This window comes from Tolypothrix campylonemoides VB511288_2 (assembly GCF_045999855.1).
In the GTDB taxonomy this organism is placed as follows: Bacteria; Cyanobacteriota; Cyanobacteriia; order Cyanobacteriales; family Nostocaceae; genus Scytonema; species Scytonema bouteillei_A.
This window is the reverse complement of the sequence record NZ_JBFPMW010000003.1, coordinates 492,907-512,669: the sequence shown is the minus strand read 5'-3', so window position 1 is coordinate 512,669 and position 19,763 is coordinate 492,907. Positions and strand designations below refer to the sequence as shown.

Genomic DNA, 19,763 nt, shown 5'->3' with positions numbered 1-19,763 from the left:
AAATGAAAAAGAATAACGTTCAAGATATTTATCAATTATCTCCAGTGCAGCAGGGAATGCTGTTCCACACCCTTTATGCTCCTTCTTCAGGCATATATTGCCAGCAGTTTAGCTGTACTTTTACAGGACATTTGGACGTTGAGGCTTTCAGTGCTGCATGGCAGCAAGTTATAGCACGCCATGTTGTCTTGCGGACAGCTTTCATTTGGGAAGGTCAAAACCTGCCGCTACAGGTAGTGTATCGGCAGGTGAAATTACCAATAGAAATCCATTCTTGGACTGGGCTAACGAGCGAACAGCAGCAGCAACAACTGGCGGCTTTCTTAGAACAAGACCAGCAGCGTGGTTTCCAAGTGTCCAAGGCTCCACTGATGCGCCTGACACTCATTCAAATGTCAAGTGATGTCTACCAATTTGTCTGGAGTTATCACCATATACTTCTAGATGGGTGGTCACTACCGTTAGTGTTTAAGGAAGTGCTGGGCTTTTATGAAGCATTGTCTGTGGGGCAAGAGTTACAACTGCCACCGAGTCGTTCCTACCGCGAGTACATCGTCTGGTTACAGAATCAGAAGTTGGAAACTAGCGAACAATTTTGGCGGCAAACACTTCAAGGTGTGACTTCCCCAACGCCACTCGTAGTTGATAAGGCACACTACAGTAAGTCCTTGCAACAAAATTACAGCGAAGAGATTTTTTTACTACCAAGAGCAGCAACTTCCGCGCTAGTGTCGTTTGCACGACAGCATCAAGTGACGTTAAACACCTTAGTGCAAGCAGCTTGGGCTTTATTGCTCTCACGATACAGTGGCGAAACTGACGTGGTGTTTGGAGTGACTGTCTCAGGTCGTACAACTGCCATCAAAGGTGTGGAGTCCATAGTTGGGCTATTTATCAATACCCTGCCAATGCGGGTGGGAGTGTCTCCTGAAGACACAGTTTTACCAAAGCTCAAGCAGATACAGAAGCTACAGGTAGAAATGAGTACTTACGAGTACACTTCACTGGTAGAGATTCAACGAATGAGTGATATGCCCAGAGGGTTACCGTTGTTTGAAAGCATTGTGGTGTTTGAGAATTATCCGGTAGATGCGGCTTTACAGGAGCACTCACAGAATTTGCAGATCGGTGATGTTCGTTCCTTCGAGAAGAACAACTACCCACTTACAGTCATCGCTCAACCTGGAGAGGAATTGTCATTGCGCTTCATCTACAATTCTCAACGCTTTGAAAGTGCGAGTATCACACGGATGATAGGGCATTTCCAAACCCTGCTACAGGGTCTAGTCGCCAATCCACAGCAAAAGCTGTCGCACATCTCGCTGTTAAATGCTGCTGAACAACACCAGCTACTGGTGGAATGGAACAATACGCTTTTTGATTTTCCTCAAGAAAAGTGTATCCATTCCTTGTTTGAGCAACAGGTGCAGAAGACACCATCAGATGTGGCACTGGTATTTGAAGACCAATGTCTCACATACAGCGAATTGAACGCAAAAGCTAATCAATTGGCGCACTATTTACAGACGTTGGGAGTGGGACCGGAAGTGTTGGTAGGTTTGTGTGTCGAGCGCTCAGTCTCCATGGTTGTAGGATTGCTGGGCATTCTCAAAGCAGGTGGAGCATATGTGCCTTTAGACCCAGAGTATCCGCCAGAACGTTTGGCATATATGCTCGAAGATAGCTGCGTCAAGGTACTGTTAACCCAGGAAAAATTCGTAGCCTCACTGGCACACCAGCAGGCACATTTGGTATGTTTGGATACAGACTGGCAAGCGCTCGCTCACTTTAGCACAGAAAATACACGCTCAGGAGTGTTACCCCATCACCTCGCTTATACGATTTACACTTCGGGATCTACAGGTAAGCCAAAAGGAGCGATGAACACTCATCAAGGAGTTTGCAATCGCCTGCTATGGATGCAGCAAGCTTATCAAATTACACAGCGCGATCGCGTCTTACAGAAAACCCCCTTCAGCTTTGATGTCTCGGTGTGGGAATTCTTTTGGCCATTAATGACTGGAGCACGTTTGGTGGTGGTGCAACCAGGAGGACATCGCGATAGTGCAAATCTTGTGAAGCTCATTGCCCAACACCAAATTACCACACTGCATTTCGTCCCCTCAATGCTACGGGTATTCTTAGAAGAACAGAATCTGGAAAGTTGCACGAGCTTGCGGCAAGTATTTTGTAGTGGCGAAGCACTACCAAAAGAACTGCAAGACAGCTTTTTTGCACGGCTCGGATGCAGTTTGCACAATCTCTATGGACCAACAGAAGCAGCAATAGACGTGACATATTGGCAATGCCAAAAAGACAGCGAACTATTGAGTGTGCCGATTGGTCGCTCAATTGCCAATACACAGATTTACATCCTCGATCGCTACAATCAACCAGTACCTACTGGAGTACCGGGAGAACTGCACATTGGTGGTGTGGGTTTAGCTCGAGGATACCTCAACCGCCCGGAAACGACAGCTGAAAAATTCATCCCCAACCCCTTTAGTGCAGAACCAGGTTCTCGCCTTTACAAAACTGGTGACTTAGTCCGGTACTTAAGCGATGGCAATATAGAGTATCTCGGTCGCATTGACTTCCAAGTAAAAATACGTGGTTTCCGCATTGAGCTAGGAGAAATCGAAGCAGTACTCACTCAACACCCTGATGTCAACTGTTGCGTCACTATCGTTCGCGAGGATGCTCCAGGAGACAAACGCTTAGTCGCATATGTCGTAGCCAATACACGCACAGCAGTCACAATCAGCGAGTTGCGCTCCTTCCTCAAAGAGAAACTGCCAGATTACATGGTACCAACAGTATTTGTGATGTTAGATGCCCTGCCTCTTACCCCTAGTGGTAAAATAGATCGTCGGGCGCTACCAAAACCCAGTACAGCACGTCATGAACTAGAAACAGCTCTCGTCGCACCCCGCACAGAGACTGAAGAAATACTAACCCAAATCTGGCGTGAGGTTCTACGCCTCAAGCAAGTTGGAATCTACGATAACTTTTTTGAACTGGGCGGAGATTCCATTCTTAGCATTCAAATTATTTTTAAAGCTAAAAAAGCAGGATTGCAACTAACTGCTAAGCAGATATTTGAACACCAGACAATTGCTGAGTTGGCAGCAGCAGCAAACGTTACTCAAACGGCGAAGGCAGAACAAGGGCCGGTCAGTGGTTTGATACCTCTGACACCTATCCAACATTGGTTTTTTGAGCAAAATCTACCAGAACCTCATCACTTCAACCAGTCATTTCTACTAGAAGTACCGCAAACATTCGACCCCGCTCTGCTGTCACAAGTGGTGCAACAATTATTGGTACATCATGATGCGCTGCGCTTACGTTTTGTACACTCCGGCTCCGGTTGGGAACAAATTAATGCTAACCCTGATGATACCATTCCTTTTTCCCATGTAAATCTATCAACAATACCAGACGCAGAGCAAAAAGCTGCTATTGAAGCCACTGCTGCTTCCCTACAAACTAGCTTGAACCTCTCTTCTGGACCAATAATGCGAGTAGCGCTTTTTACTTTGGGTACTAACAAACTCAGCCGATTACTAATAGTCATCCACCACCTAGCAGTAGACGGCGTTTCTTGGCGGATTTTGTTAGAAGATTTGCTTTCCGCTTACCAGCAGATCGGTCGCGGTGAAGCGATTAAGTTTCCCTCCAAGACGACGTCTTTTAAACACTGGGCTACGCAACTCACTTCTTACGCACGCTCAGACACCGCACAGAAAGAACTGACTTATTGGCAAGGCATTTCACACACACGCATAAGCCGATTACCAGTGGACTATGCGTTCGGTGCTAACACTGTAGCATCTGCCAGCACAGTATTTGTGTCGCTCTCACCTGAAGAAACCCGCGTTCTGTTGCAAGAAGTTCCTAAAGCTTATAAAACTCAGATCAATGATATCCTTCTGACTGCTCTCGTGCAGGTTTTATGTAAGTGGACTGGCAATAACTCTGTGTTGCTTGACCTCGAAGGTCATGGGCGGGAAAATATTCTTGAAGATGTAGACTTGTCGCGCACAGTTGGTTGGTTTACGACAATCTTCCCCGTGCTTTTAATATTAAAAGCAACAGACAATTTAGGAGACAGCTTAAAGTCTATCAAAGAACAACTTCGTGCCGTACCCAAACGAGGTATCGGCTACGGTTTGCTGCGTTATTTAAGTGGGGATGCGGAAATTACCTCCACATTGCAAGCAACACCACAAGCTGAGATAAGTTTCAACTACCTAGGGCAATTAGATTGGGGAATGGAAGAAAATTCTTTATTCAAACTAGCCCCGGAATCAGTCGGTTCACAACAAAGCCACCAAGGAAGTCGCAGTCATTTGCTAGCTATTAACGGACTCGTAGTAGAAAGTCAGTTACAACTAGATTGGACATACAGCGAAAACTTTCACAAACGTGCTACGATTGACGGCTTAGCTCAAGAATTTGCTAAAGCATTGCGATCGCTGATTGCTCATTGTTTATCTACCGATGCAGGAGGCGACACACCCGATCTATCTGAACGGATCGTTCATAGCTTTGGTCAACAAGTAAATAATTACCAGCATCAAGAAAATGACGCTTCTGTACCCCTACACTTATTAGAACTTCCAGAGGGAATCTCTGAGTTACTTCCCTCAGATATAGAATCAGCATATCCTCTTGCAAAAATGCAGGAGTTTATGTTGCATCACTACGCAAATAACCATCAAAAGATGGGGGTTTACCATTACCAGCAATCATACGATGTATATGATGAAAATCTTTCTTTAGTTGCCTTTAAGAGGTCACTAGAAATATGCGTGCAAAAGCATCCGGCTTTGAGAACGGTATTTATCAATAAGAACGGAAAACCTGCAGTTCAAGTAGTCAAAAAACATCTGAAATTTGCCATCAATGAGCATGACATTAGTAAGATGAATGCAGACGAACAAGAATATTATGTTGATGATGTCGTGAAGAAAGATAGGCAAAACTTATTCGACGTAGAAAATTTTAATGAACCCCTTTTTAGATTCAATATTTTTCAAAAATCAAAGAATCAATTTGAATTTTTTATGTCAATTCATCATGCAATTATAGATGGTTGGAGCAATATTGAATTTCTCAATCAACTGTATAATTCTTATTTAGCTCTCAAGAAAGGAAAAGAAATAACAGTAAGCTCTTCAGCTAATGTGCATCAGGAATTTGTGGCATTAGAGAAAGAGATGATTCGCTCATCAGACGCATTAAATTTCTGGAAGTTCCACTTACGAAACCATACATATAAACCATTAAAGCCGTTAACCACTTTAGTAGTTCAAGTAGAAGCTGTTGCGGAAGAATACAATTTAAACTCAGAAATTACTGCTGACTTACTTGAATTCAGTCGGAAATTGAAAGTTTCACCGAAAGCAATTTTCCTAAGTACCTACCTTGACCTCATTGGTACTGTGATGAAAGAAAATATGGTTTCTGTAGGGATTATCTCAAATGGTAGAACAGAAAGATTATCCGATCCGTTTGGAGCTTTGGGCTTGTTCTGGAATATTGTTCCGCTCTGCCAGCAAGTTATAGAAGATAAAGAGGTACAAATTAAAAATGTGCAGCAATCTCTAATTGATATCGAACCCTATGTTAGATACCCACTTCTCCAAATTTTATCAGACCAACAAAAACAGGAGTTATTTTTTGCTACATTTAATTTCATGTCTTTCCATAATGTCAAAGATATTTTCGAGCAGACCGACTTGAAAGTGAATGCACGAATGTCTCATGACAAGTTTAACTTTCCTTTAAATTTTGCTATTTCAATGAACTCATCTTCAGAAAATGTAAGCATACGTGTGGAATATGACCAGATGTATTTTAACTGCAAAGATATTCGTTCAATGCTTCAGAGTTATGTGGAAATCTTATACGCAGTTCCCAGACTTTAGACATTGAGTCTGTACCCTTGTAAAATCATGTAATATGGTTGAAAAAGCATTATACTATCTAGTTTTCAACCACGACTCAAATTTGAAAATCTGCAAAGTTTAGTGTCAATTTTTTGGAGGAATTATGAGTTGGAATGACCTTGAAGACAAAACTATCTACAAAGTTGTCGTCAATCACGAACAACAGTACTCAATTTGGCCGAGTGAGCGGGAAAATGCTCTTGGTTGGACAGATGTTGGTAAAAGCGGAACAAAGGCAGAATGCCTGGATTACATCAAGGAAGTATGGACTGATATGAGACCACTTAGCTTGCGTCAGCAAATGGAAAACTCAGCACAATCAAACTAAATATTAAATCTAAACAACAAAGCAGCAAAATCTTAGTAAATGCGATCGCAATTTTTCACATATGAATTTACTAGAAATGGAAAAACATTCTTTTAATCTTATAGATCGATCGCTCCACGAGTATTTACAAAATACTACAAACATAGTGGAATCTGTTTTATTAGAACATATTTCTGTTGAAGATTGTGCTGTGCTAATTCGGGAAACAGAAATATCTCGCCCTGAATTAGTTGCCTATATCGTCTCACAGCAGCCTCTAGAATCAGAACAATTACAATTCCACCTGCAAGAAGTCATACCATTGCCTTTACTGCCCAAAGCTTACGTACAAGTATCTAACCTACCGTTGACTCCTACAGGAGAAGTAGATAAACAGGCTTTGATAAGTCTGCCAGTGTTAGATTTTCAATTAGCTGGACAAATAGAAAAGCAACTCCAGTCAAAGCCAGAAATTGAGCAGTTAGCAGTAATCTTGCAAGAAGACTCCCTAAGGCTTCCCCGATTGCACATAACAGATTTACTTCCAGAAAGACAAAGATTAAATACTCCTGTTATTAAACAATTAATTTCCTCTGATACTGAGTTAAAAACACAATTACAAAGCTCGCAAACCAAGCAATTGGCTATTAGCTATGGCACTTCTTTACCAAAAGAATCTTATATACCCTCGACTTTGCCAGAGATTTTGCAAACAGCAGCTCGACAGGCAAAAGGAGAACGGATAATTTATTTATTGCCTGATGGAACAGAACTGCGTCAATCCTACACCGATTTACTGGTACAAGCACAGCGAATTCTTGGTGGTTTGAGAAAGCTAGGGCTGAAACCACAAGATAAAGTCATTTTACAATTAGAACTTAATTACGATATACTCGCCGCGTTCTGGGGTTGCCTTTTGGGAGGCTTTATTCCCCTAATTACTGAAGTTCCTCCAACCTATAAAGAATCGAACAAGGGAGTAGATAAGCTAGTTCATATATGGAACTTCTTAGATAGCCCAATCATTTTAACTACACAAGCACAACAACAAGAAATCGAGTTTTTAGCTCAATGGCTACCAGCAGAAAAGTTAAAATTTGCTTTTATTGAAGCTTTAAAAAATAACTTTCCTGACAAATCGTGTTACTCGAGTCAGTCAAATGACGTAGCGTTTTTTAATCTAACATCTGGCTCAACAGGCATCCCAAAATGCATTCAATTGACCCACCGCAATCTCATCGCTAACGCTATAGGAGAAAATCTACTCAATCAACACGATCGCGAAGATGCAATCTTGAATTGGTTGCCATTGGACCATATTGGCGGTATTTCCATGTGTCATATTCGTGGAGTGGTGTTAGGTTGCACTCTGGTTTACGCGCAAAAAGAGTATGTATTAGGTAATATCCTCAATTGGTTAGACTTAATTGATAAATATCGCATTACCCATAGCTGGGCACCTAACTTTGCATATGCCTTAATCAACGAAGCCTTGAAGCGAGAATCATCACAGAATTGGGACTTGTCTTGCGTGAAATTCTTAGTCACGGGTGGGGAAGCAGTTGCTCCTAAAACAGTAGAGACTTTTCTAGAGAATACGCTCGCTTATGGACTGAAAAAAACAGCAATCCGAGCGGCATTTGGTATGGCAGAGATGGCTTCGGCGATTACTTTTTACCAGCCAACTGAAAGAGCACCAATAAAATTTCACAGGTTAGACAAATCCTGCTTGCAGGGAACCATCAGACGAGTTGAAACCGAGCATCCCAATAGTGTTGCCTTTACAGACTTAGGAGCAGTCATTCCCGGAGTAACCATTCGGATTGTAGACAGTGAGAACAATCTTGTACCAGAAGATACTATTGGTCGTTTCCAAGTAAAAGGTGATGCTGTTTCACCGGGATACTACAAAAACCCACAGGCTAATTCTGAAGCTTTTTTAGCAGACGGTTGGTTCGATACTGGAGATAATGGTTTTATTGCTAATGGGCATTTAGTACTCACTGGTCGTGCTAAGGAAACCATTATTATTAATGGAGCCAACTACTACAGCCATGAAATCGAAGCGATAGTTGAAGAAATTGAACAAGTAGAAGCATCGTACACTGCTGCCTGTGCGGTTAAAGATGCCGATAGTGTCACAGAGAAATTAGCCATCTTTTTCCATTCGCCGCTTGTAGAAGACGAAGCACTGCAAAAACTACTTCAGAAAATTCAGCAGACCGTTGTTAACAAAGTAGGATTGAATCCAGATTATTTGATTCTAGTGGCTAAGGAAGATATTCCCAAAACCGCTATCGGTAAAATCCAGCGCCGCCAATTGAGTCAACGTTTTCAAGCCGGGGAGTTTGACACAATTCTCAAACGACTCGACATCCTAATGGGCGATCGCAATACCTTACCTGACTGGTTTTACCACAAAATTTGGCGATCGCAAAAAGCTATCTGGCAAGACTGGCAACCCATAAGCGGACACACGGTGGTATTTCTCGACTCTTCGGGATTAGGGTCAATATTGTGTCAACACTTACAGTCGGTTAATCGCTCATGTATTCGCGTTCAAATAGGGCAAGAGTTTAGCTCACTTGGCGATAACAGCTATTGCATCAACCCGCAAAATCCCGACCACTATCAACAACTGTTTAGATCCATCCTCTATGACGGTCAACCTGTTAGTGAGATTATACATTTGTGGACTTATGACTCATTGACAGCAGATACCCCCTCTTTAGACGCACTCCAACCAGCTCAAGAACGAGGCATTTACAGTCTCTTGTACTTAATCCAAGCATTAGCCAAGGTTCAAGGTTCTCAGCAGTCGGTGCGCTTACTATGCGTTGGGAGCCAAACCCAAGCTACTTCATCCACAGATAAAATTGCTCCTGCCAAGTCATTGATATTAGGCTTGCTCAAAACTATTCCCCAGGAAATGCCGACTTTACGCGTCCGCCATGTGGATCTTCTGCTAGAGGAAGAAGAGAACAATGCAGCTTATATTCTCCAAGAACTCCAAACAAACTCAAAAGCTTTGGAGGTTGCTTATCGTCAGAGACAGCGTTTGGTTCCTCGCTTACAAAAAGTAGATTGGAAACAACAACTCAAGGGAGAATTACCTTTTAAGCAAGGAGGTATTTATCTGCTGAGTGGTGGACTTGGCGGTGTAGGAGCGGAGATTGCTAAGTATCTGCTGCAAAATTACCAAGCAAAGCTGTTATTGCTGGGGAGAAGTCCTTTATCTGAAAAAATCGAGGTCTATCGAGAATTAGAGCAATTACCAGGAGAAATTAGCTATCAACAAGTAGATATTTGCCAGTACGAGCAAGTACAACAGGCACTCACACAAGCTTTATCTCAATGGCAAGGAGAATTAGCTGGAATCATTCACCTAGCAGTAGTATATGGGCAGAATTTGCTTTTAGAAGAAACTCGCGACAACTTAGAGGCGGTGCTGCGTCCGAAGGTACAAGGAACCTGGGTATTGCATCAACTCTTGCAAGATTATCCCAATAGCTTGTTTATTAGCTTCTCTTCTTTAGCCGATTTATTTGGCGGTGCTAATATCGGTGCATATATTGCTGCTAACTCCTTTCTAGAACGCTTTACGCACTATCAACGCCATCAACAGGGACGGCAGAGTTATTGCTTCGTTTGGGGTAACTGGGATAACTTAGGCATCAGCCAAGATAATCCTGCACAATCTTGGCTTCATCGGCGAGGGTCTTGCAGTATTTCCACCACCCAAGGTCTCTATTCTTTGCTGACAGGTTTGTACCATGACCAAGAACATTTATTAATAGGTTTGGATGGCAGCAAACCGTATATCCAGAAGTATTTGGAAATAGAAGCTAGTGGGTTGCAGAAATTAACTGCTTATTTCACCACGAAGGGCATTGGTGCTACTGTTTCAGACTTAATTGTAAAAATACAGAACTATGGGATTGTGGATTACTTTGGCACGCCAGTCACTTGTGACTTCGTACAGCTTGCACAAATGCCCTTGACAGTGACAGGGGAAATCGACCGGGAGCAGTTACAGCTTCTTAGTGCTGGTAGAGACACCCAAACACGGATTATGCCTCGCAATGAGTTAGAGCGGCAAATATCACTTGTTTGGCAGGAAGTTTTAGGAATTGGACAAATTGACATTCACAGCAACTTTTTTGAACTGGGTGGGAGTTCTATCAAGGCAATTATTTTGGTTAATAAATTAGAAAAGCAACTGGGACGAAACTTTCATTTCACACTGATGATTGAAGCTCCAACTATTGCTCAATTTTCATCGTACATTCAGAACAATTATTTAGAACTGAATTCTAGAGCGCAAGGTTCTAATGTGAGTACAACAAACAGCAAAACAACGGTGCTATCTGGAAAAAATAACGTCACACCAATTGCGGAAACACTAATTACTGTTACAACCGATATAGAGGAGGGAGAAATTTGAAAACAGTTAATCGATTGTTAACTGACCTAGAAAAGTTGGAAATTCAACTTTGGCTAGATGAAGAAGTTCGTCTGCGCTACAGCGCCCCCAAGGGAGCTTTATCTTCACAGTTACGCGACGAATTGCGAGAACGTAAAGCGGAAATTATCGAATACCTGCATTACAAACATCGGGTAGCAAAGTTCCCACCTATTGAGTCTATCTTGGTCAAGATCCAGCCTATCGGAAGTAAACCGCCTTTGTTTTGCATTCACCCAGCTGGTGGTAATGTCTTCTGCTATTTAGAATTATCCCGTCATCTGGGTTTGGACCAGCCTTTGTATGGCTTGCGACCACCTAATTTATACGGGGAAGAAGAACCTTTAAACTCTATCGAGGATATGGCTACAGCTTATATCAAAGCGATGCAATCCGTTCAGCCCCAGGGACCTTATCACCTTGCAGGTTCTTCTTTTGGTGGACTTGTAATTTATGAGATAGCACAGCAATTGCAAGCTAGCGGTCAAGAAGTTTCTTTTCTAGGAATGCTAGATATGGCTTTACTCACATCTACAGATCTAAAAAACCAAATAGAAAGAGTGGGGAATGAATACTATCTAGTGTTAACCGCTTTTGCTGATAGTACAGCAGGTGCTTTAGGTGAGTATGTGCAGCAAATAACAGTTGATGAATTGCGAACTTTTTCTGAGTTAGACGCGCAATTAAACTATATTTTGCAGAAATTAATCGAGCTTAAACTTTTACCTACTGAATTTACATTTGAGCAGTTTCGCCATCTTTTTGATGTGTTTGAAGGCAATGTTATAGCTGGAATGCGCTACACAATCAAAACATACCCTGGTAAAGTTGTTTTCTTCCATGCAACAGAAGACATAATCGACTTATTTCACGAACATCAAGACCCAACAAGAGGTTGGTCAAAATTCGCACTGGGTGGGGTAGATGTTCATGAGATAGAAGGGAACCATTACTCTATGCTTCGCAGTCAGGTTTTAGCCGAAAAAATCAAGCCTTATCTGATAAAATCTTAGCCTCAGCGTCAATTATCCGTCTTTTGTGCCTCTTTGGGAAAAGCGGGACAAAGGCAGAATGCCTGGTTTACATAAAATGAAGTATGGACTGATATGAGACTGCTCAGTCTCCGGCTGAAGATGGAAGAAGCTGCTTGCAATTAGCTGTAGCAAAGAGATAAGGGATGAGGGAAACAGCGATAAGCAAAGCTTAAACGCCTTAAGGCGTATCGCACCTTCCCCTCTCCCATCTTATCTACCCCAATCGCGTTCCAAATCATGAATCACTTTTTCGAGATACCAGTCCTCGGGCATTCCAGGATAGTCATATCTTGCTTGGTCAATCAGTCGTTCGGCGATTTCCCAATGTCCCCCAACGAGTCTTAACAAGCGCTGGCGCAGCAAGTTGTTCGTTGTTTTTTTAGATTCGGAAGTAGATGAATGAATTTTTTTTAAACTATCTATGACTTGTTGGTAATTTACCCAATCTTCTTTTTCACACAACATACTAGCCGCACGCTGGTAATCTTCAATAGCGCGATGCATCTCTTCTATGCAAGTATAGGCAATACCGCGATTGTAATAAGCTGTTGCATCATTGGGATTAATTTCTAGTGCTTGAGTGTAATCTTTAATTGCACCCAGGTGGTTACCCATTTCCCGGAAAACATTCCCTCTAGCAACATAAAGTAATGCGTCTTGCGGCTGTATTTGAAGTGCTTGATTAAAATCTGCGATCGCTCCAGTATGGTCTCCCATATGAAATCGTGCTTTTCCTCGGTTGCGGTAAACAATTGCGTCTTGAAAATTCAATTGCAATGCTCGGTTAAAGTCGGAGATAGCATCTTGGTAGTTACCTTGTTTGCACCGGACGACTCCCCGACAACAATAAGCATATGCATCTTGCGGGTCAGCTTGCAACACCCAGTTTAAGTCTTCCATTGCATCTCGGGTGTTACCTTTCTCTGCTTTATCGAGTAATTGGATAAAATAAGAGCTTTCAGATTTTAAAGGCGCGATCGTGGGAGTCGGAGATTTTACAGTGGTAGGTTTTTCTTTTGGCTGTAACTGTCTGATTTTTGCAAGGCATTGACGGCAGTTTTCTGTATCTTTTTGGTTTAGGTACAGTTCTGCTGCCTTTTTAAAGCTAGCGATCGCATCAGGAATATAACCTTGTTTGCGGAGTACTGTTCCCCGCAAATTATGTGCAGCGGCGTAGTTAATATTATGGCGAATAGCTTGCTCTACATCTGCAAGCGCTCCTGGTAAATTTTTCAATGACACTCGTGCTAGTGCTCGGCTATAGTAAGCTTCAACACTTTGAGCCAGATCGATGGCTGTGGTGAAGTCAGAAACAGCCTTGTGTATTTCTCCGAGATCGTAGTACGCCAAGCCTCTTCGATAATATGCTTCAGCAAAATAAGGTGCTAGCTGCAAAGCATGGGTAAATTCCTCAATAGCTCCAGCGTAATCTTTTTGCTTGGCTTTCTCTATTCCTTTATTATAAGATTCGTTATTCATAGTATTTATTGAGAGGAGCAAGTATCGAGAGTAAAGGTTAAGTAGGAGAGATCCTTTATACTTTATACTTCAGCCTTTAATTCACTCATTTCCAATTTTCGTTGAAATAGAATAAATTTGCCACTATGGACTACCTCTATCGCTATCCACCTTTGTACCCCGGTATTCTGCTGAAACGCTACAAGAGGTTTTTTGCTGACGTTGAACTTGCTTCTGGAGAAGTTGTCACAGCCCACTGTCCAAATACCGGACCCATGACGGGTGTTTGTACTCCTGGTAGTTTAGTGCAACTTTCCTACAGCGATCGTCCCAATCGTAAATTGTCCTATACTTGGGAAATGATTCAGGTACATGACAGCGAGCCCACCTGGGTTGGTATAAATACTATATTGCCTAATAAAATAACCAAGTTGGCTTTAGAAAAATATCTTTTTTTAGAATTGGGCAAGTATACTCATCTTCTAACCGAAGTCGCATATGGTCAAGATAAAAAAAGCCGTGTAGATTTTCTCTTATATGAATCCCAAGAGAACAAAAACACCGTTCCCTCTAGTGGCTCTTTAGCAAGAAAGCGGGAATTACTACTCGAGCAAAGCATTCCTAGAATTTATCTTGAAGTTAAAAATACAACTTTGGCACAGGGTAGAATAGCTCTGTTTCCCGATACAGAAACAACACGGGGACAAAAACATCTCCGAGAATTGATGGCACTTCTGCCTCAACATCGTGCAGTGATGCTTTACTTTATTAACAGAGGTGATTGTACAGCATTTGCCCCTGGTGATGCTACAGATCCAATATATGGGAAATTGTTAAGAGATGCTATCAACGTTGGGTTAGAAATTTTACCTTGTAGATTTGAAACGACTCCTGAAGGAGTACGTTATTTAGGTTTTGCAGAATGCAAATTTTAAAATTCAGGTTACGAAAATTCAAGAAATATAACAATCAAAATACTGTCAATCACACATAGTCCCCAAGTTAAATTATTATGTACTGGAAATAGTGTATGAGATGCTAGATGTAGAATTAAACACAGAAAAAATTGCAGCGATCGATATTGTTAACTAAACCGTATTGGATTAACAAGTGAGATGAATTGAAGAATTGTCTAGAGCTAATAAGGCATTTGCTCTCAAAGACCAAAAACAAAGCCCCAGTCCTGACATAGAGGAACGGGGCTTTGCTGGATTTATGAACCTGGCACCGAGCTATTTTAGCAGGCGGCAACCCGCCAACTATCGTCGCCGCATCAATGTTTCACAACTGAGTTCGGGATGGAATCAGAGTGGGACCACTGAGCCATAGGCACCAGGAATGAATGATGAATGATGAATTATGAATGATGAACTTCATCAAAAGGAAGGCTCATCGTGGAATTCAAAACCCTGAAGACTGCACAGAAAAGCGAAACAAGTGTGAATTGTGAATTGAAGAAGATTGTCATCATTCATCATTCAGAATTCATCATTGAGATGAGGTCAAGACCTCGGTCTGTTAGGACAACTTGGCTAAGTACATTACTGCACGTACACCGACTGCCTATGAACAGGTGTTCTACCTGTGACCTTACCTACTTGTAGTAGTCAGAGCACTCATCTTGAGGTGGGCTTCCCACTTAGATGCTTTCAGCGGTTATCCGCTCCGCACTTGGCTACCCAGCGTCTACCACGGGCGTGATAACTGGTACACCAGCGGTGCGTTCCTCCCGGTCCTCTCGTACTAAGGAGGACTCCTCTCAATGCTCTTGCGCCTGCACCGGATATGGACCGAACTGTCTCACGACGTTCTGAACCCAGCTCACGTACCGCTTTAATGGGCGAACAGCCCAACCCTTGGGACGTACTTCCGCCCCAGGTTGCGATGAGCCGACATCGAGGTGCCAAACCTCCCCGTCGATGTGGACTCTTGGGGGAGATCAGCCTGTTATCCCTAGAGTAACTTTTATCCGTTGAGCGACGGCCATTCCATACTGCGCCGTCGGATCACTAAGACCGTGTTTCCACCCTGTTCGAGTTGTAGCTCTTACAGTCAAGCTCCCTTATTGCCTTTACACTCAACGCACGGTTTCCAAGCGTGCTGAGGGAACCTTTGTGCGCCTCCGTTACCTTTTAGGAGGCGACCGCCCCAGTCAAACTGCCCATCTGAAACTGTCTCCCGATTGGATAGACAATCGTGGGTTAGAATCCTAGCTTCGCCAGAGTGGTATCTCACCGTTGGCTCGGTATCCCCCACAAGGGATACTTCAGTGCCTCCCACCTATCCTGCGCAAGCCAAGCCCGGACCCAATTCCAGACTACAGTAAAGCTTCATAGGGTCTTTCTGTCCTGGTGCAGGTAGTCCGTATCTTCACAGACATTCCTATTTCGCCGAGTCTCTCTCTGAGACACCATCCAGATCGTTACGCCTTTCGTGCGGGTCGGAACTTACCCGACAAGGAATTTCGCTACCTTAGGACCGTTATAGTTACGGCCGCCGTTCACCGGGGCTTCAGTCGTCAGCTTTAGGGTTTCCCCCTGACCAACTTCCTTAACCTTCCGGCACTGGGCAGGCGTCAGCCCCCATACTTCCAATTGCTTGTTTGCGGAGACCTGTGTTTTTGGTAAACAGTCGCCTGGATCTCTTCACTGCGACCCACTTGCGTGGGCACCCCTTCTTCCGAAGTTACGGGGCCATTTTGCCGAGTTCCTTAGAGAGAGTTATCTCGCGCCCCTGAGTTTTCTCAACTTCCCCACCTGTGTCGGTTTCGAGTACGGGTTTGATGTTTTCATCACCAACGTAGCTTTTCTTGGCACTATCATTTACAACTCGGCATCCTTAGACACCTCCCAATCCATTCAGGGCGTTGCTATCTTTCATGCGTCTTACGTTGACTCCCACATCAAAGTGAGGGATTGTTCACCCTCTGTCCATCGACTACGCCTTTCGGCCTCGCCTTAGGTCCCGACTAACCCAGAGTGGACGAACCTGCCTCTGGAACCCTTGGGGTTTCGGGGCTAGGGATTCTTACCCTAGTTTGCGCTACTCAAGCCGACATTCTCACTTCCGTCTCGTCCACAGCTGCTTGCCGCTACTGCTTCTACCTACCACGGAACGCTCCCCTACCAGTTAACAATCTCATCACTTAGCATGCAACCTTCTGGAGCGGAGCGAGGGAGTGAAGGAGGGAGGGAGGGAGGGAGGAACTATTCTTCGTTCCCTCACTCTCTCACTCTCTCACTCTCTCCCTCTGTCTTCCAAAAGAGGCTGTATGCTAAATGATGGCTTGCTAAATCCACAGCTTCGGTACATCGCTTAGTCCCATTCATTTTCGGCGCAGGAGCGCTTGACCAGTGAGCTATTACGCACTCTTTCAAGGATGGCTGCTTCTAGGCAAACCTCCTGGTTGTCTTTGCACTCCCACCTCCTTTGCCACTTAGCGATGATTTCGGGACCTTAGCTGGTGGTCTGGGCTGTTTCCCTCTTGACGATGAAGCTTATCCCCCACCGTCTCACTGGTAACTCTCCACTGAGTATTCAGAGTTTATCTCGATTTGGTACCGGTCTCCCAGCCCGCACCGAAATAGTGCTTTACCCCTCAGTTTTTCCGTTACCGCTGCGCCTCAACACATTTCGGGGAGAACCAGCTAGCTCCGAGTTCGATTGGCATTTCACCCCTAACCACACCTCATCCGCCGATTTTTCAACATCGGTCGGTTCGGACCTCCACTTGGTGTTACCCAAGCTTCATCCTGGACATGGTTAGATCACCCGGGTTCGGGTCTATAAATACTGATAACGCGCCCTTTTCAGACTCGCTTTCGCTTTGGCTTCGTCAACAAACTTAACCTACCAGTACCTATAACTCGCCGGCTCATTCTTCAACAGGCACGCGGTCATCCGTTGAATCGGACTCCCACTGCTTGTAGGCTCACGGTTTCATGTTCTATTTCACTCCCCTCAACGGGGTTCTTTTCACCTTTCCCTCGCGGTACTTGTTCGCTATCGGTCACACAGTAGTATTTAGCCTTACGAGATGGTCCTCGCTGATTCACATGGGATTCCTCGTGCCCCATGCTACTCGGGATTCAGCTACTATCCTTAAGCTTTCGACTACAGGACTTTCACCTTCTTTGGTGCAGTATTTCGCTGCTTCGCCTAACCGCTAGATTCGATTTCGCTGTCCCACTACCCCAAAATGCATGCACTTTGGTTTAGGCTCTTCCCCTTTCGCTCACCACTACTGAGGGAATCTCTATTGATTTCTTTTCCTCCAGCTACTAAGATGTTTCAATTCACTGGGTTCGCTCTTTCGTTATTGGGTTGCCCCATTCGGACATCTCCGGCTCACTGCATGCTTCCTGCTCCCCGGAGCTTTTCGTTGGTAACCACGTCCTTCTTCGCCTCTGTGTGCCTAGGTATCCACCATGAGCCCTTCTTCTCTTGACCACTATTGCTGAATGCTAACTGCTCATCGCTAATTTCCATTAGCCATTAGCTATTAGCTTTTCGCTTTTAGTTACTTTCGCTTTTCTATGCAGTTTTCAAGGTTCTGGCTGGAACATTTCCAGCAGTCTTGTTCCCTTGCGGTTTCAAGTTGCTGAATTTCTTCTATTGATAAGTGCCCAAATCATCAATGCTTTGGCATTTTTTTCCGAACCCACACTAGTTTGAAAGCCAATTTTCTTTACCTCGCACGACCTAGGATGTCTAAAATTATGAATTCTGAATTATGAAGTGTGAATTGTGAATTTCATCATTCATAATTTATCATTCATAATTGAGTTGGTCTCCCTAAAAGGAGGTGATCCAGCCACACCTTCCGGTACGGCTACCTTGTTACGACTTCACCCCAGTCACCAGTCCTGCCTTCGGCATCCTCCTCCACGAATGGTTAGAGTAACGACTTCGGGCACTACCAGCTTCCATGGTGTGACGGGCGGTGTGTACAAGGCCCGGGAACGAATTCACTGCAGTATGCTGACCTGCAATTACTAGCGATTCCACCTTCACGCAGGCGAGTTGCAGCCTGCGATCTGAACTGAGCCGTGGTTTGTGAGATTTGCTTGCTATCACTAGCTTGCTGCCCTCTGTCCACAGCATTGTAGTACGTGTGTAGCCCAGGACGTAAGGGGCATGCTGACTTGACGTCATCCCCACCTTCCTCCGGTTTGTCACCGGCAGTCTTCTTAGAGTTCCCAACTTAATGATGGCAACTAAGTACGAGGGTTGCGCTCGTTGCGGGACTTAACCCAACATCTCACGACACGAGCTGACGACAGCCATGCACCACCTGTGTTCGCGCTCCCTAAGGCACTCCCAACTTTCATCGGGATTCGCGACATGTCAAGCCCTGGTAAGGTTCTTCGCGTTGCATCGAATTAAACCACATACTCCACCGCTTGTGCGGGCCCCCGTCAATTCCTTTGAGTTTCACACTTGCGTGCGTACTCCCCAGGCGGGATACTTAACGCGTTGGCTCCGGCACTACGCGGGTCGATACGCGTAACGCCTAGTATCCATCGTTTACGGCTAGGACTACTGGGGTATCTAATCCCATTCGCTCCCCTAGCTTTCGTCCCTCAGTGTCAGTTATGGTCCAGCAGAGCGCTTTCGCCACCGGTGTTCTTCCCGATCTCTACGCATTTCACCGCTACACCGGGAATTCCCTCTACCCCTACCATACTCCAGTCTCTCAGTTTCCACTGCCTTTATCTAGTTAAGCCAGACGCTTTGACAGCAGACTTGATAAACCACCTGCGGACGCTTTACGCCCAATCATTCCGGATAACGCTTGCATCCTCCGTATTACCGCGGCTGCTGGCACGGAGTTAGCCGATGCTTATTCCTCAGGTACCTTCAACTTATTATTCCCTGAGAAAAGAGGTTTACAACCCAAGAGCCTTCCTCCCTCACGCGGTATTGCTCCGTCAGGCTTTCGCCCATTGCGGAAAATTCCCCACTGCTGCCTCCCGTAGGAGTCTGGACCGTGTCTCAGTTCCAGTGTGGCTGATCGTCCTCTCAGACCAGCTACCGATCGCCGTCTTGGTGCGCTCTTACCACACCAACTAACTAATCGGACGCGAGCTCATCTCCAGGCAGCTAGCCTTTCACCCATGGGCACATCCGGTATTAGCAGCCGTTTCCAACTGTTGTCCCGGACCTGAAGCCAGATTCTCACGCGTTACTCACCCGTCCGCCACTATCTCCGAAGAGACCGTTCGACTTGCATGTGTTAAGCATACCGCCAGCGTTCATCCTGAGCCAGGATCAAACTCTCCGTTTTGAAGTGTTCTTGCTCCGACACACTCAAAGTGCATCCGAGCCTCTTGGCTTATTATTTTTGTTTGAGTTTTGGGTTTTCACCCGCCACTTAATTTTTTGACGAGGTTTTTAATTGCTTGGCTTTCAAACTATTGCTTTATCTTGGTTCGGTTGTGTTGGCGCTTTTCTCTCTCGCTTCACACTTTATCTAGAGTAACAACCCGATTTTGCTTTGTCAAGGGTTTTTCAAAAGTTTTTTTGAACTTCCAGATAAATTTGTTTCT

6 protein-coding genes and 3 rRNA genes are annotated in these 19,763 nt (G+C 44.3%); 5 read left to right on the top strand and 4 right to left on the bottom strand.

Annotation, left to right across the window (positions count from 1 at the left end):
* The first annotated feature begins 2 nt into the window (after positions 1–2).
* The 4 genes from AB0756_RS10980 (at position 3) to AB0756_RS10965 (ending at position 11,736) form a co-directional block, all read left to right on the top strand.
* Positions 3–5,933: a non-ribosomal peptide synthetase gene (locus tag AB0756_RS10980; protein ID WP_167844608.1), complete on the top strand. Its 5,931-nt coding sequence runs from the start codon at positions 3–5 to the stop codon at positions 5,931–5,933.
* Positions 5,934–6,057: 124 nt separating this feature from the next.
* Positions 6,058–6,282, top strand: a complete 225-nt coding sequence (locus AB0756_RS10975) for an MbtH family protein (RefSeq protein ID WP_038092750.1) — start codon at positions 6,058–6,060, stop codon at positions 6,280–6,282.
* 61 nt (positions 6,283–6,343) lie between these two features.
* Complete coding sequence (locus AB0756_RS10970) at positions 6,344–10,705, top strand: SDR family NAD(P)-dependent oxidoreductase (RefSeq protein ID WP_050045148.1); 4,362 nt, start codon at positions 6,344–6,346, stop codon at positions 10,703–10,705.
* The gene (locus AB0756_RS10965; RefSeq protein ID WP_038092747.1) at positions 10,702–11,736 is read left to right on the top strand and encodes a thioesterase domain-containing protein; all 1,035 of its coding nucleotides are present in this window, start codon (positions 10,702–10,704) and stop codon (positions 11,734–11,736) included. Before AB0756_RS10970 ends, AB0756_RS10965 begins: the two co-directional genes overlap by 4 nt.
* 231 nt (positions 11,737–11,967) lie before the next feature.
* Here AB0756_RS10965 and AB0756_RS10960 read toward each other — a convergent pair whose 3' ends face one another.
* Positions 11,968–13,236, bottom strand: coding sequence for a tetratricopeptide repeat protein (locus tag AB0756_RS10960; RefSeq protein WP_050045149.1), 1,269 nt, complete (start codon positions 13,234–13,236; stop codon positions 11,968–11,970).
* Between the two features lie 125 nt (positions 13,237–13,361).
* Here AB0756_RS10960 and sfsA point away from each other — a divergent pair, with 125 nt between their 5' ends.
* Positions 13,362–14,150: a DNA/RNA nuclease SfsA gene (sfsA, locus tag AB0756_RS10955; protein WP_038092745.1), complete on the top strand. Its 789-nt coding sequence runs from the start codon at positions 13,362–13,364 to the stop codon at positions 14,148–14,150.
* A gap of 284 nt (positions 14,151–14,434) precedes the next feature.
* On the opposite strand, the gene rrf is transcribed toward sfsA, so the two are convergent.
* The 3 genes from rrf to AB0756_RS10940 all read right to left on the bottom strand — a co-directional run bounded on the left by rrf (position 14,435) and on the right by AB0756_RS10940 (position 19,501).
* Positions 14,435–14,552, bottom strand: a 5S ribosomal RNA gene (gene rrf, locus AB0756_RS10950).
* 161 nt (positions 14,553–14,713) lie between these two features.
* Positions 14,714–17,664 (bottom strand): 23S ribosomal RNA (locus AB0756_RS10945).
* A 348-nt stretch (positions 17,665–18,012) separates the two neighbouring features.
* Positions 18,013–19,501 (bottom strand): 16S ribosomal RNA (locus AB0756_RS10940).
* Together the 16S, 23S and 5S rRNA genes form the textbook arrangement of a ribosomal RNA operon.
* Positions 19,502–19,763 lie beyond the last annotated feature (262 nt).